The sequence below is a fragment of the Tsukamurella sp. DT100 genome, assembly GCF_049844855.1.
Lineage (GTDB): Bacteria > Actinomycetota > Actinomycetes > Mycobacteriales > Mycobacteriaceae > Tsukamurella.
In genome coordinates this window covers 194,004-208,070 of sequence record NZ_JBNCLV010000009.1, presented here as the reverse complement: position 1 = coordinate 208,070, position 14,067 = coordinate 194,004, and the positions used below count along the sequence as shown (strand labels likewise).

General features: G+C 71.0%; 12 protein-coding genes and 1 tRNA gene. 9 read left to right on the top strand and 4 right to left on the bottom strand.

Annotation, left to right across the window (positions count from 1 at the left end):
* The first annotated feature begins 28 nt into the window (after window positions 1–28).
* The 4 genes from rph to trbK are packed head-to-tail and all read left to right on the top strand — an operon-like array spanning window position 29 to window position 3,042.
* Window positions 29–811, top strand: coding sequence for a ribonuclease PH (gene rph / locus ACLQ3K_RS20945; protein WP_224646344.1), 783 nt, complete (start codon window positions 29–31; stop codon window positions 809–811).
* Window positions 808–1,428, top strand: a complete 621-nt coding sequence (rdgB, locus tag ACLQ3K_RS20940) for an RdgB/HAM1 family non-canonical purine NTP pyrophosphatase (protein ID WP_336671605.1) — start codon at window positions 808–810, stop codon at window positions 1,426–1,428. The genes rph and rdgB overlap by 4 nt, the downstream gene beginning before the upstream one ends.
* 27 nt (window positions 1,429–1,455) lie before the next feature.
* The gene (locus tag ACLQ3K_RS20935) at window positions 1,456–2,703 is read left to right on the top strand and encodes an LCP family protein (protein ID WP_426001397.1); all 1,248 of its coding nucleotides are present in this window, start codon (window positions 1,456–1,458) and stop codon (window positions 2,701–2,703) included.
* 57 nt (window positions 2,704–2,760) lie between these two features.
* Window positions 2,761–3,042 (top strand): entry exclusion lipoprotein TrbK, encoded by a 282-nt coding sequence (gene trbK, locus ACLQ3K_RS20930; protein ID WP_426001395.1) that lies wholly within the window; start codon window positions 2,761–2,763, stop codon window positions 3,040–3,042.
* 69 nt (window positions 3,043–3,111) lie between these two features.
* Here the strand turns inward: trbK and ACLQ3K_RS20925 are convergent, their stop codons facing one another.
* Window positions 3,112–3,468: a hemophore-related protein gene (locus ACLQ3K_RS20925; protein WP_415677161.1), complete on the bottom strand. Its 357-nt coding sequence runs from the start codon at window positions 3,466–3,468 to the stop codon at window positions 3,112–3,114.
* A gap of 318 nt (window positions 3,469–3,786) precedes the next feature.
* Between ACLQ3K_RS20925 and ACLQ3K_RS20920 the strand changes: the two genes are divergently transcribed.
* On the top strand, window positions 3,787–4,227 hold the full coding sequence (locus ACLQ3K_RS20920) for a hypothetical protein (RefSeq protein ID WP_426001394.1): 441 nt from the start codon (window positions 3,787–3,789) through the stop codon (window positions 4,225–4,227).
* Window positions 4,228–4,396: 169 nt separating this feature from the next.
* Here the strand turns inward: ACLQ3K_RS20920 and ACLQ3K_RS20915 are convergent, their stop codons facing one another.
* A complete protein-coding gene (locus tag ACLQ3K_RS20915; RefSeq protein WP_426001393.1) occupies window positions 4,397–4,903 on the bottom strand; it encodes a hypothetical protein in 507 nt (168 codons plus the stop codon).
* A 39-nt stretch (window positions 4,904–4,942) separates the two neighbouring features.
* A tRNA-Leu gene (locus tag ACLQ3K_RS20910) sits at window positions 4,943–5,024 on the bottom strand.
* A gap of 86 nt (window positions 5,025–5,110) precedes the next feature.
* Here ACLQ3K_RS20910 and ACLQ3K_RS20905 point away from each other — a divergent pair.
* On the top strand, window positions 5,111–5,581 hold the full coding sequence (locus tag ACLQ3K_RS20905; RefSeq protein ID WP_426001392.1) for a hypothetical protein: 471 nt from the start codon (window positions 5,111–5,113) through the stop codon (window positions 5,579–5,581).
* The gene (locus ACLQ3K_RS20900; protein WP_426001391.1) at window positions 5,578–5,955 is read left to right on the top strand and encodes a DUF3817 domain-containing protein; all 378 of its coding nucleotides are present in this window, start codon (window positions 5,578–5,580) and stop codon (window positions 5,953–5,955) included. The genes ACLQ3K_RS20905 and ACLQ3K_RS20900 overlap by 4 nt, the downstream gene beginning before the upstream one ends.
* Before the next feature lie 65 nt (window positions 5,956–6,020).
* On the opposite strand, the gene ACLQ3K_RS20895 is transcribed toward ACLQ3K_RS20900, so the two are convergent.
* Entirely contained in the window at window positions 6,021–7,805 is a 1,785-nt protein-coding gene (locus ACLQ3K_RS20895; RefSeq protein WP_224646327.1) for an AMP-dependent synthetase/ligase, read from the bottom strand.
* A gap of 100 nt (window positions 7,806–7,905) precedes the next feature.
* Between ACLQ3K_RS20895 and ACLQ3K_RS20890 the strand changes: the two genes are divergently transcribed.
* Window positions 7,906–9,717: a DEAD/DEAH box helicase gene (locus ACLQ3K_RS20890; RefSeq protein ID WP_224646325.1), complete on the top strand. Its 1,812-nt coding sequence runs from the start codon at window positions 7,906–7,908 to the stop codon at window positions 9,715–9,717.
* Window positions 9,718–9,826: 109 nt separating this feature from the next.
* The gene (locus ACLQ3K_RS20885; RefSeq protein WP_426001390.1) at window positions 9,827–14,044 is read left to right on the top strand and encodes an AAA domain-containing protein; all 4,218 of its coding nucleotides are present in this window, start codon (window positions 9,827–9,829) and stop codon (window positions 14,042–14,044) included.
* Window positions 14,045–14,067: the final 23 nt, after the last annotated feature.

The following is a 14,067-nucleotide window of genomic DNA, read 5'->3' as shown; positions in this document are numbered from 1 at the left end:
CGCCGACGGGAGGCGATAGGCTGGGGCCGTGAGCAGACGCGCAGACGGCAGGGCCGACGACGAACTCCGCCCCGTGACCATCACCCGGGGATTCACGCAGAACCCCGCCGGTTCGGTGCTGGTGGAGTTCGGCAACACCAAGGTGCTGTGCACCGCCAGCGTCGAGCTGGGCGTGCCCGGCTGGCGCCGCGGATCGGGCCAGGGTTGGCTGACCGCCGAGTACTCGATGCTCCCCGGCGCCACCCACGAGCGCAGCCGCCGCGAGTCCACCAAGGGCAAGGTCGGCGGCCGCACCCACGAGATCTCCCGCCTCATCGGCCGGTCGCTGCGCGCCTGCATCGACCTCGCGGCGCTGGGCGAGAACACGATCGCCATCGACTGCGACGTGTTGCAGGCCGACGGCGGCACCCGCACCGCGTCGATCACCGGCGCCTACGTCGCGCTGTGCGACGCCGTGACCTACCTCGGCGCCGCCGGCAAGCTGACCGACCCGCAGCCCATCTCGTGCGCGATCGCCGCCGTCTCGGTGGGCGTCGTCGACGGCCGCGTCCGGCTCGACCTGCCGTACGAGGAGGATTCGCGCGCCGAGGTCGACATGAACGTCGTCGCCACCGACACCGGCACCCTCGTCGAGGTGCAGGGCACGGGCGAGGGAGCCACCTTCGCCCGCACCACCCTCGACTGGATGCTCGACTCCGCGGTCGCCGGCACCGAGAAGCTCTTCGCCGTGCAGAAGGAGGCGCTCGCGGCGCCGTACCCGGGCGTGCTGCCGGAGTTCGAGGGCGAACAGAAGAAGAAGTTCGGGCAGTGACCGGCACCCGGCTGCTGCTCGCCTCGCGCAACGCGAAGAAGCTCCGCGAGCTGCGGCAGGTCGTCGCCGACGCGGGCATCGTCGGTCTCGAGGTCATCGGGCTCGACGAGGTCCCGGCCTTCGAGGAGCTGCCCGAGGACGCGCCGTCGTTCGAGGGCAACGCGCTCATCAAGGCCCGGCAGGGCTACGAGCGGACCGGACTGCCCTGCCTCGCCGACGATTCCGGCATCTGCGTCGACGCCTTGAACGGCATGCCCGGCGTGCTCTCGGCGCGCTGGTCCGGCCGCCACGGGGACGACCCGGCGAACACCGCCCTGCTGCTCGCGCAGATCTCCGACACCCCGGACGAGCGGCGCGGCGGCGAGTTCGTCTCGGCGTGCGCCCTCGTGGACGGCACGGGGGAGCGGACGGTGCGCGGCACCTGGCGCGGCACCGTCCTGCGGGAGCCCCGCGGCGACGGCGGGTTCGGCTACGACCCGGTCTTCCTCCCCGACGGCTCGGACCGCACCGCCGCGGAGCTGACCGCGGAGGAGAAGAACGCGATCAGCCACCGCGCGCGGGCGCTCGCCCAGCTGGTGGAGCCGCTCCGGGCACTCGCGGCGCGCGTCCCCGAGTAGCGCCGCTCCGCGCGGTAATGTCGCCGCGTGAAGCGCAGACCGTCGGGAGCGCGGGGTGGCCGCGTGGCCATCGCGCTGCTGTCGGCCGTCGTGCTCGCCGTCACCGGAACCGTCTGGTGGAGCACCAATCTGGTGATCGGCGGCTTCAACGTCTCGCGCGCGCTCGCCGAGGCCAAGGTGGCGAAGTCCACGGGCGGTGCGAAGAACATCCTGCTGATGGGGCTGGACACCCGGCGTGATCAGAACGGCGACCCGCTGCCCGCCGACGTCCTCGAGCAGCTGCACGCCGGTACCAGTGACAACGGCGGCTACAACACCAACACGCTGATCCTCCTGCACGTGCCCGCGGACGGGAAGAAGGTGACCGCCTTCTCGATCCCGCGCGACGACTACGTGACCTTCATGGGCGTCGAGTCGAAGAAGAAGGGGAAGATCAAGGAGGCGTACGGCACCCGCAAGGCCGAGGTCGAGGACAAGCTGGCCGCGACGGGCGTCTCCGACCGCAAGGAGCTCGAGAGCAAGGCCCGGGAGTCGGCGCGCGCCGCGACCATCGCCACCGTCGGCCGGCTCGTGGGCGTGCCGATCGATCACTTCGCGGAGGTCAGTCTCGTCGGCTTCTACGACCTCGCGCAGACCCTGGGCGGCGTCGAGGTGTGTCTCAACAACCCGGTGCGCGACAGCTACTCCGGCGCCGCCTTCCCCGCCGGTCGGCAGAAGCTGAACGCCGCGCAGTCGCTGGCCTTCGTCCGGCAGCGGCACGGGCTCGCCGACGGCGACCTCGACCGCACGCACCGGCAGCAGGCGTTCATCGCCGGCGTCATGGTGCAGCTGCAGAAGCAGGGCGTCTTCGGCGACGTCCGGAAGCTGCAGTCCCTGATCGCCGTGGCGCAGAAGGACGTCGTCGTCTCCGACGGCTGGGACCTGCAGGAGTTCGCGCAGCAGGCCGGCCAGATCGCGGGGACGAACCTCACGTTCACGACGCTGCCAGTGCTCGGCTACGACATGATCGACCAGCAGGCCGTGAACCTGGTGGATCCGAAGGCCATCCGTGCGCAGGTGCAGAAGGCCTTCGGGCAGTCCGTGCACGAACCCGATGACGCCGAGGAGACCTCCGACGCCACCGAGGCCGCCGGCGCGACGCCGGCTCCGAAGCCCGTGGGCTTCACCGCGCCCCGCGCGCCGGGTACGACGACGATGCCCACGTCCGCCGCGGCGGGCCCGGTGCCCGACTCCGGGACGACCCTGCGCGGCGGCGAGATCCCCTGCGTCGACTGACGCGACCGGCGTCTCGGTAGGGTCGACCCGTCCCGTCATCCAGCCGGAAGGTGCCCCATGTCGAAGCCCACGAACCGAATCCGCCTCGGTGCGGCGGTGCTCGCCGTCGCCGCGCTCACCCTCACCGGCTGCACGAAGCAGGGCGGCGACACCACCTGCGAGAACTACCAGAAGATGTCCGACGCGGACCAGCGCGACCAGGTGACGAAGCTGTACAAGGACAAGCACGGCGACGAGCCCTCGGCGCTCGTGATCACGGGACTGCAGCAGCAGGCGATCGTCTACTGCAAGACGGCGGGCAAGCCGGATTCGAAGATCAAGGAGATCCCGATCTCCTGACGGATCGTGCTCGTACGGCGAAGGCGCCGACTCCCGGTGGAGTCGGCGCCTTCGTGGTGCGTGGGGCGATCAGTACTGCGAGCAGGTCGACGCGACGACGCCGATCGTCTGGTTGATCTTCCCCTGGTTCTGGCTGTAGTACGCCGCGAGCTGCGGGTTCTGCCGGCCCAGCTCGTGGATCCGGGCGGTGCGCTCGGCGGGCGGCAGCGTCAGGATCCGTTCGGCCTCGGCGCGGCCACCGGGCACCTGATTCACCATCGTCGCCGCCTCGGGCGCGACGGCGACCAGCGCGCGTTCGACCTGGGCCACCGTGCAGTTCGTGCCGGGTACCGGGTCGGACGGTGCCGCCTGCGCCATCGCGGCGGGGGCCAGGGCGAGGGCGCCGGCAGCGCCGGCGGTGGCGGCGATCTTCCATCGTGTGAGCATGTCGTTCTCCCTTCGTCGTCGCTCGGATCCACCGGTGGGCGGTCCGAGCCACTCCTCCGAACGTAGCGGGGCGAAACTGAGTTCCTCCGAAGAGAATTCACAGGCATTCACAGGCGGCGGGATCCTGCGGGCGGGAAAACCCTCTATCGCCTGGAGCTTCTTTCATGAGAAAGCGACGAGGAGATCTCCGCAAACGGCATCCTCTGTTGTCCTATGTCCGCCGGTGATTGGCAGGCGGTGTGGTAGCGGTGCGTTGCGTGCGGGCGTGTCCGACTGTTCGGAGGCCTCCTACCTGCCCTGTTGTCGATTCGGTGCGCTATGTTGAACATCATGAATCCAGGCCATCGGTCGGAGGTCGCGGCGACCTCGGCATTCGCGCTGCCTCTCGTTGCGCTGGTGCTGCTGTCCGGCTTCAACGGCTTGAGCCCCGATCTGGTGTCGAAGGTCCGGGTGGATCTTGTGCTGATCGGCTTGGCGGTCTGCGCGCTGGGAGGGTTGGGCCTGCTGTCGCTCGGTCGAGGTGCTGGAATCCTCGGCTCCGTCGCCGCCGTCGTGCTCGGGCTCTGCGACATCGGAGCGATGATCGCCGGCGCATCTGCCCTGTCGGCGATCTCGAGCGGCGACGTACCCGGGTTCGCCGCCGGGCTCGGCCAGGTGGTGGCGGTGGCATTGGCGGGCGCCGGCGTTGCGTTCGTGGTCCACCTCGCAACATTCACGCGGCCCGAGCGGGGCGACGGCGCACCTTCGCGCGAGGCCTGACGGCCACGCCGCCCGCCGAGCGCCGCCAGGCCATCGGCAGCGCGCACCTGCGCCGGTCTCGTTGCCTTGCTGCTGATGTGGAGGATGAGTTGATCGGCGGCGGGCGCGTTCCTCGTTCCGGCCCGGGGTGCCCGAGGCGTAGGAGCTCCGGCCGGCCGGTGGCTCGACTCTAGAGCAGCGCGCGGACGGCCGTCGCGGCCGCCGCGACGACGAGGGGGAGGCCGAACATCGCGGCCAGGCCCGTCGGGCTCAGCTGCTCGCGGACGTGGAACATGTAGTCGCCCCATCCCTCGGCCGATTCGGTTCCGCGGACGACGACCCACGACGGACGCCACCAGCACAGCACGATCCAGTCGAAGATCAGGTCGATCACGCAGAACGCGAACAGGGTCGCGAAGGCCATCCCGTAGGCCTGCAGGAATCCGGAGGCGGGGGCACCGTCGATCCAGGTGTACGTGGCGCCGAACACCGCTCCGACGAGCGCCACCAGGAAGGCGGTGGCGAGCAGGGTGCCGCGGCGCCGTTCGGCCGCCGAGAACTCGGGCATCAGGGCGCGCACGTCGGCGGGGTAGTCACCCGCGAGAGCCGCCTGGCCCCACGTGGCGGAGGCGAACAGCGCGACGGTGGGGAGGAGCAGCAGCGGCAGTGCGACGCCGAGGAAGTGCGAGAGCCACATAGGTAAACCTTACCTATGTGACGAAGCGGTGTGGGAGGGTGCGCCCGGGGAGACTTGAACTCCCACACCCTGAGGTACTGGAACCTAAATCCAGCGCGTCTGCCAATTCCGCCACGGGCGCGTGCGGCAGTGGATGGTTCTCCGCTGCGGCGCAGGTCACGATACCGGCATTCGGACACCGCCGGGTTGACGGGTACCGTCGAGGTCGTGAAACGTCGTCGTCATCGCCCCGCGCTGATCGCGTTCGTCGTGATCGCCGCCGTGGCGTTCCTGGCGCTCGGCTGGTGGCAGTGGGGGCGCTTCGAGTCCACCGCGGGCTCCGCGCGGAACCTCGGCTACGCCCTGCAGTGGCCGCTCTTCGCCGTCGCGGCGGTCTGGGGCTACCGCCGGTTCGTGCAGCTCGAGGACGAGGCGGAGCTGCAGGACCGGCTCGTCGCCGAGGCCGAGGGAGGCGCGGATGCCGCGCCCGAGAATTCCCCCGTCGAGCGACCGGCCCTCGCGCCGCGGTCGACGGTCGCGCCCGCGGGCACGCTGACCGCGATCCCGGACGGCTTCCTGCCCACCCGGGTGACGGCACCGTCGGCCCCCGACACCGCGCCGGACGACCCGGCCCACGACGAGTACAACAAGCTCCTCGCCGAACTGGCGGGGAGCGAGCAGACCGAGGAGAAGAAGTGACCGACGCACCCGCGCCGACGGCGGAGAAGCTGGCGGCCAAGCGCCGCGACCAGGTGAGCGGCGCGCTCAAGCGCTACCGCTTCATGGCGAACTTCACCGGCTACTTCCTGCTCATCCTGTGCGCGGAGATGATCTACAAGTACCTGCTGGCGCCCGCCTTCGACTGGCCGATCCCGGGCTGGCTCGGGCTCATCGCGGTCATCCACGGCTGGGGCTACTTCATCTACCTGATCCTCACGGTGGACCTGGGCGTCAAAGTGCGCTGGCCCGCGCCCCGCTTCCTGCTGACGCTGCTCGCGGGCACCATCCCGCTGCTGGGCTTCTACTTCGAGAAGAAGAACTCGGACGAGATCCGCGCGCAGTTCGACCTCTGACGCGCTGAACGAACGACGCCGCCCGCTCCTTCAAGGAGCGGGCGGCGTTCGTCGTCCGGGGGCGATCAGGCGTAGATCGCGTCGACCTCGTCGCCGTACTTGTCCATGACGACGTTGCGCTTGACCTTGAGCGTCGGGGTGAGCTCGCCGCCCTCGATGGTGAAGTCTGTGCTGAGCACGCTCCACTTCTTCACCTGCTCGGCCTTGGAGACCAGCGCGTTCGCGGTCCCCACGGCGGACGCGATCTCGGCGAGCAGGACGTCGTTGGCGGCGGCCTCCTCGAGCGTCATCTCGGCCGGCAGCCCGTGCGCCGCGAGCCAGCCCGGCAGCGCCTCCTGATCGAGGGTGATGAGCGCACCGACGAAGGGCTGCTTGTCGCCCACGAGCATCGCCTGCGAGACCAGCGGGTGCTGGCGCAGCGCGTCCTCGGTCTGTGCGGGCGCGACGTTCTTGCCCGCCGCGGTGACCAGGATCTCCTTCTTGCGGCCCGTGATCGACAGGTAGCCGTCGGCGTCGAGGGAGCCCAGGTCGCCGGTGTGGAACCAGCCGTCCTGCAGCGCCTCGGCGTTCGCCTCGGGCAGGCCCCAGTAGCCGCCGAAGACGACGGGACCGCGGAGCAGGACCTCGCCGTCGTCCGCGATGGCGACCTCGTTGCCGGGCACGGGCCGGCCGACGGTGCCGATCCGCTGCTCGGTAGGCGTGTTGCAGGTGATGGCCGCGCTCGTCTCGGAGAGGCCGTAGCCCTCGTAGACGGTGACGCCTGCGCCGCGGAAGAAGTGGCCGAGGCGCGCGCCGAGCGGCGCGCCACCGGAGACGGCGCAATCGCACTGGCCGCCGAGCGCCTCGCGCAACTTGGAGTAGACCAGCTTGTCGAACAGGGCGTGCTTGAGCTTGAGCACGAGCCCGGCGCCGCCCGTGTCCCGGGCCTTGCTGAACTCGATGGAGGTGTCCACCGCGGCGTTGAAGATCTTGCCCTTGCCGGCCTCCTCGGCCTTCGCGCTCATGGTGTTGTACACCTTCTCGAAGACGCGCGGCACGCTGAGGATGTAGGTCGGCTTGAGCTCGCCGAACAGGCCCGTCAGGTTCGACAGGTCGGCCGTGTGCGCGACCCGGATCGAGTGCTGGACCGCGGCGACGGAGATGGCGCGCGCGAAGATGTGGGCGAGCGGCAGGAACATCACCGTGCTGGCGTTCTGCCCGGCCATCTTGTCCAGGCCCGCGTGGATCGCGTCGTACTCGCTGAGCAGGTTGTCGTGGGTGAGGACGACACCCTTGGGCTTGCCGGTCGTGCCCGACGTGTAGACGAGCGTCGCCTCCGCGGCGGCGTCGACGGCGGTCGCGCGCGCGAGGTAGTCCTCGTCCGAGACGCCGGCGCCGTCGGCCACCAGGGCGTCGACCAGGCCGTCCTCGATGACCCACACCTGCGTGTCGGCGGGCACGCCCGCGGCGATCCGGTCGGCCGTGGCCCGGGTGTCGGTGATGAGCGCGACGGACCCGGAGTCCGCGAGGATGTGCTCGACCTGCGCGGCCGAGTTCGACTCGTACACCGCCACCGTCGAACCGCCGACGGACCAGTTCGCGTAGTCGAGGAGCGCCCACTCGTACCGCGTGGGGCTCATGATCGCGATCCGGGTGCCCGGCGCGATCCCGCGGGCGATGAGGCCCTTACCGACCGCGGTGATCTGCTCGTTGAACTGGGCGGCGGTCACGGGCGACCAGCCGGAACCGGAGGGGCGCAGGAACAGTTCCGTCGACGGTGCCGACGACGCGAGATCGCGGACCCGCGTGGTCAGATTGTCGGACGGTGCGTGGGTCCGGGTCGGTTCCGTGGACTCGATGCGCAACTTCATCTCCTCATGCAGATAGTGGAATGAGCACAACCTATCGGAGGATGTCCGATTCCGATAGTGTTTCGCGTGCGCGGCGGATACCGCTTATGCTGGGGAAACAATGTCTGATGAATTCGGTGCTGAGCGCACCGCCCCCGCCGCCGTCGTCAACGACGCGCAGGCTCCGGAGAACGAAGCCGAACCGGTGACCTTCCTCGACCTCGGAATCGATGAGCGCGTGCTGCGCGCTCTCGCCGAGGTCGGCTACGAGAACCCCTCGCCGATCCAGGCCGCCACCATCCCGCCGCTGCTCTCCGGCAGCGACGTCGTCGGCCTCGCGCAGACCGGCACCGGTAAGACCGCCGCGTTCGCCGTGCCCGTGCTCTCCAAGATCGACGGAGACAGCCGCAAGCCGCAGGCGCTCGTGCTGGCCCCCACCCGCGAGCTCGCGCTGCAGGTGTCGGAGGCCTTCGGCAAGTACGCAGTGCACATGCCCAACATCACCGTGCTGCCGATCTACGGCGGCCAGAGCTACGGCGTGCAGCTCTCGGGCCTGCGCCGCGGCGCGCAGATCATCGTCGGTACCCCGGGCCGCGTGATCGACCACCTCTCCAAGGGCACCCTCGACCTGTCGAACCTCGAGTTCCTGGTGCTCGACGAGGCCGACGAGATGCTCACCATGGGCTTCCAGGAGGACGTCGAGCGGATCCTCGCCGACACCCCGGAGTTCAAGCAGGTCGCGCTGTTCTCGGCGACCATGCCGCCGGCGATCCGCAAGATCTCCAAAAAGTACCTGCACGACCCGGTCGAGGTCACCGTCAAGTCGAAGACGGCGACGGCGTCGAACATCACGCAGCGCTACCTGCAGGTCGCGCACCAGCGCAAGCTCGACGCGCTCACCCGCCTCCTCGAGGTGGAGGAGTTCGACGGGATGATCATCTTCGTCCGCACCAAGTCGGCCACCGAGGAGCTCGCCGAGAAGCTGCGTGCCCGCGGGCACGCGGCCGCCGCGATCAACGGCGATATCGTGCAGGCGCAGCGCGAGCGCACGATCGGCCAGCTCAAAGAGGGCAAGATCGACATCCTCGTCGCCACCGACGTCGCCGCCCGCGGCCTCGACGTCGAGCGGATCAGCCACGTCGTGAACTACGACATCCCGCACGACACCGAGTCGTACGTGCACCGGATCGGCCGTACCGGCCGTGCCGGCCGCAAGGGCGACGCCCTGCTCTTCGTGACCCCGCGCGAGCGGCACCTGTTGCGCGCCATCGAGAAGGCCACCCGGCAGCCGCTCACCGAGATGGGGCTGCCGTCGGTCGAGGACGTCAACGCGCACCGCGTGGAGAAGTTCGGCGAGTCCATCACCGAGAATCTCACCAACGACCACCTGCAGATGTTCCGCAGGCTGATCGAGGACTACGTGGGCGCCAACGACGTGCCTCTGGTCGACGTGGCCGCGGCGCTGGCGCTGCAGTCGCGCGACGGTGCCTCGTTCCTGCTCAAGCCCGATCCGCCGGAGCGCGAGCGCAACGCCCGCGACCGCAAGGACCGCGACTTCGGTGACCGCGACGCTCGGCCCGCCCGGGGCCGGGACCGGGATCACGACCGGGAGCCGTCGACCCATCGCAAGACGGGCCGCCCGATGGTGCCGTACCGGATCGCGGTGGGGAAGCGGCAGCACGCCACCCCGTCGCAGATCGTCGGCGCGATCGCCAACGAGGGCGGGCTGCGGCGCAGCGACTTCGGGCACATCAGCATCCGCCCGGATCACAGCATCGTGGAGCTGCCGGACGATCTGGACCGGGACGTCTTCGACGCGTTGGAGCGGACCCGCATCTCGGGTCAGCTGATCAACCTCGAGCGCGACCCGGGCGCACCGTCGGGCCGGCCGAGCGCGGGCAAGCAGCGTTTCCGCGCGGGCCGCAAGCGGTGACGAGCGTGTCGGCGTTTGCTCACAGATGTATTAACCTTTAGTCAAGGTGTAGCTCGACCCGGGCGCGCCGACTGTCGGCTGCGGCCGACCCGAGAGACTCGAGGAGCGCATGACCGCCGCCGGTGACCAGGGCGACGGCCCCGGTGGCCGTCGGGATCGCGTCGTCCGTCTGCTGCAGTACCTGGACGAGCTGATCCGGTCCCGGTCCGTCGTGACGCGGGACCTCGACGATCACCTCGCGGTGCTGCCGCTCACCGGCGACGGTGCCCTCACCGACAGCTGGGACGCCGACGCCAAGCCCGGCGCCACCATCTTCACGGTGCCGCGTGACGACGCCCCGGACTCGCCGCACTCCCGGATGCTGCGCGTCTTCGACGAGCTGACCGACCACCCGGAGTCGGTGGAGCTGGTGCTCGCCTCCGGCCTGCTCACCGCGCGCGACGGCGACACCGCCATCCGCGCGCACCTCCTCACGCAGCCCGTGCTGCTCGAGCGCGACCGGCGCGGCAAGCGGCTGACGGTGGTGCTCCCGCGCGACTCCGTGCCCCGCGTCGAGGACTCGCTGCTGCTCGCCGGGCTCCCGTCGTTCGACCTCTCCGGCTCCGCCGAACTGCAGACGGAGCTGCGCGAGAACGCCCGCACCGTGCTCGATCCCGCGTGCCAGGAGTTCACGTCGACGTGGCTCGGCGCCGCGGCGAAGGACGGGGGAGCGCACGTCGAGTTCGCTCCGGCGCTCGTCCTCCGCACCCGCGGTTCGGCGCCCCTGCTGGGCTTCTACGACGCGATGAAGGCCGACGTCGCCGACCCCGAGCGCGACGTGCCGATCGGGCTCGCGCAGCTCGTCGAGGGCGTGAGCTCGGAGGAGCGGATCCGGCAGCTCGCGGTGGACGGCGCGATGAGCCCGCTCGAGCTTCTGGACGAGGCCTACTACGTGCTGCCGTCCAACGTCGAGCAGCGGGACATCCTGGCGCACATGGGCGCCGACTCCGGCGTCGTGGTCGAGGGACCGCCCGGGACCGGCAAGACCCACACCATCGCGAACCTGCTGGCCGCGCTGCTCGCCAAGGGGCAGCGCGTGCTGGTCGTCTCCGAGAAGGCGCAGGCCCTCGCCGTGCTCGAGGAGAAGCTACCGCCGGAGGTGCGCCAGCTGGTCGTGTCCGTCACCGACGTGACCAAGGACGGCTCGGCCTCGCTCGCCGCGTCGGTCACGGAGATCGCCACCCGCAAGTCCACCTATTCCGAGGCCCTCGCCGACGCCGAGATCCGCGACCTGCGGGCCAAGCGCGACCGCGCGATCGAGCGCCGCGAGGAGCTGGTCCGCGAGGTCTGGTCGCTGCGCACCGCCGAGAGCGAGGACTCCGACTGGCTGGCGTCGGCCTACTCCGGCAAGCCGGCGGAGATCGTCGCCCAGGTCCGCCGGGACGCCGACAAGTACTCCTGGCTGCCCGGCCCCGTCGACGGCGCGGTGCCCCCGCTCGACACCCGCGATTTCGACCGCCTCGTCGCCCTGCTGCGGCGCAACGACGAGAACTTCTCGCGCCGCCTCGCGCACAACCTTCCGAACCTCTCCGAGGTCCCCGACGCCGACGAGCTCGAGGCGCTGTGCGCCACCCTCGCCGATTCCCCGTTGGCGGGCGCCGACAGCGGCGCGCTGACGCACGTCCTCGGCGGCGTCGACGCCGATCGCCTCGCCGTGATCCGGGCCCGCGCCGACCTGATCCACGAACTCGTGGGGCGGGTGCGCCGCTACCCGCCGTCCGCGCAGCTGCTGGCCGAGGACATGCTCATCGGGGACCGCGCGCACCTCGCCGCGAGGTTGGGCGGCCTGGAGGAGCAGATCGCCACGGCCCGCAACGCCGACGGCGAGCTCGAGGGCGTCGTCGTCCAGCTCAGCGACACCCCGGACGCCAACGATCGCGCCGCGATCGAGGACTACGCGCGCCACCTCTCCCTGGGCAACGAGCCGCGCAAGCGGTTCCGCAAGCCCGAGCAGAAGCAGTTCGAGGCGACCGGTCTCGGCATCGTCGTCGACGGTGTCGACGGGGCCGACAAGGCGCACCTGCGCGCCGCCGCACAGCATCTCAAGGTCGAGGACGTGATCGGCCGCGTCGGCGACGTACTGCGCGCGCTCGGGCTCGAGGCACCCGCGACCGACCCGTCCGGCCGCACCGCGACGCGGGGCCGCAGCGAGCGGCTCAGCCAGGCCGCCGACCAGCTGCTGCGCGCACGCACCGTCGTGCGCCTCGTCGCCGAACGGGATCGCCTGGTGGAGGCCATGCAGGCCCTCTCCGAGCACGCGCCGCGACCCAAGGACCTCGCCGAGACGGATCAGACCGCCCGCCAGGTGATCGCGATCTCCGCCGCCGCCGGTGCGCGCGACGCGCACAGCCGGCTCGACGCCATCCGGGTGCAGGTACAGGAGATGGTCGAGCGCGGACCGTCGCCCGAGGGCGACGCGATGGTCGCCGCCCTGCGCGGCTACAAGTACCCCGCGATCCGCGACGCCCGCCGCGCCTGGGACGCCGCCCGCGCCGAGCGCGACGACCGCGGCGCGCTGGACCTCCTCGCGCTGCGCCTGCGGACCAAGGCGCCCGCCCTGTTCGACCTCGTCGCCCGCACCGCCGACGACCCCGTGTGGGACGTCCGGGTGCCCGAACTGGCCGCGGCCTGGTCGTGGCGCCGCGCGGTCACCTGGGCCGCGTCCCGCGTGCACCCCGGAGACGACGCCCAGCTCGAGGCCGACCTGCAGGCCGCGGAGCAGGACGTGGCGCACTACACCACCCGGATCGCGACGGCGAGCGCGTGGCGGCAGTGCCTGCGCCGCATGACCTTCGACGAGATCCAGGCGCTGCACGCCTACCGCGACCACGTCTCCTCGATCGGCCGCGGCTCCGGCCGGCACGCCGAGCGCTTCCGCGTCGCGGCGCGCGAGGCGATGCGGCAGGCGCAGTCCGCCGTCCCCGCGTGGATCATGCCGATCTCGCAGGTCGTCGCGTCGATCTCCCCGGAGCGCAACGCCTTCGACGTGGTCATCGTCGACGAGGCCAGCCAGGCCGACATCACCAGCTCCTTCCTGTTGTGGCTCGCTCCGCGCGTGATCGTCGTGGGCGACGAGAACCAGTGCGCGCCCTCGGCGTTCACCGGCGTCAGCCTCGACGACGTCTTCGCCCGGCTGGACGCCCAGCTGCCCGACATCCCGCCCTACCTGCGCGACTCGCTGACCCCGCGGTCCAGCCTTTTCACCCTGCTGCGCACCCGCTTCGGGCACACCGTGCGGCTCCGCGAGCACTTCCGGTGCATGCCGGAGATCATCGACTTCAGCTCGCGCCAGTTCTACAGCGATGCGCCGCTGATCCCGGTGCGGCACTACGGCGCCGACCGCCCCGTCCCCCTGCGCGTCACGCACGTGCCGAAGGCGAAGGTCGTGGGCGAGGGCGCGCGGATCAGCAACCCGACGGAGGCGCAGGCCATCGTCGACCAGCTGGTGCGCTGCTTCGCCGACCCGCTCTACGCCGGACGCACCTTCGGCGTGATCGCGCTGCAGGGCCAGGGGCAGGTCGACGAGCTGTACCGGCGGCTGCGCGAGAGCATCGACCCCGACGAGTGGGACGCCCGTCGCCTGCGCGTGGGTACGCCCCCCGACTTCCAGGGCGACGAGCGTGACGTCGTGCTCCTGTCGATGGTCGTCGCGCCGGACTACCGCTTCCGCGCGCTGACCGGCCGCGACTTCCAGCGCCGGTTCAACGTCGCCGCGTCCCGCGCCCGCGACCAGCTGTGGCTGTTCACGTCCGTCGACGAGCAGGACCTCAAGGCGAACGACCTGCGCGCCTCGCTGTTGCGCTACGTCACCCGCGCGGACGTCGAAGTGGCGCAGCCGATGCCGCCCGACGTGCCGACGGATCGTCGCGTCGAGCCCTTCGACAACCTCTTCGAGCAGCAGGTCTTCGTGCGGCTGCGCGACATGGGCTACCACGTCAACCCGAAGGTCGTGGTGAACAACCGCTCCATCGACCTCGTGGTCACCGGCGAGCAGGGCCGGCTCGCCGTCGAGTGCGACAGCGCCGACTTCGCCTCGACGCCCGAGCAGGCCCGGTCCGACATCGAGCGCGAGCGCGAGCTCCGACGGTGCGGCTGGGAGTTCGTCCGCGTCCGCGAGTCCGTCTTCGCGACCGACGCCGACGCCGCGATGTCCGTCGTGGTGCAGGCGCTGGACCACCGAGGCGTCCGCCCGCTGACCCTGCAGCGCGCCCTCACCGTCGGCGAGCGCGCCGACGACGGCTCCGTCGAGCTGTGGGAGCCCGTCGGGCTCGACATCGATACGGAGTAGGCCGCCCGCCACCCGGGTGACCC

Coding starts and splice junctions, on each gene's coding strand:
- trbK (WP_426001395.1), top strand. CDS start 2,761: ATGTCGAAGCCCACGAACCGAATCCGCCTCGGTGCGGCGGTGCTCGCC.
- ACLQ3K_RS20925 (WP_415677161.1), bottom strand. CDS start 3,468: ATGCTCACACGATGGAAGATCGCCGCCACCGCCGGCGCTGCCGGCGCC.
- ACLQ3K_RS20920 (WP_426001394.1), top strand. CDS start 3,787: ATGTTGAACATCATGAATCCAGGCCATCGGTCGGAGGTCGCGGCGACC.
- ACLQ3K_RS20915 (WP_426001393.1), bottom strand. CDS start 4,903: ATGTGGCTCTCGCACTTCCTCGGCGTCGCACTGCCGCTGCTGCTCCTC.
- ACLQ3K_RS20895 (WP_224646327.1), bottom strand. CDS start 7,805: ATGAAGTTGCGCATCGAGTCCACGGAACCGACCCGGACCCACGCACCG.
- ACLQ3K_RS20890 (WP_224646325.1), top strand. CDS start 7,906: ATGTCTGATGAATTCGGTGCTGAGCGCACCGCCCCCGCCGCCGTCGTC.
- ACLQ3K_RS20885 (WP_426001390.1), top strand. CDS start 9,827: ATGACCGCCGCCGGTGACCAGGGCGACGGCCCCGGTGGCCGTCGGGAT.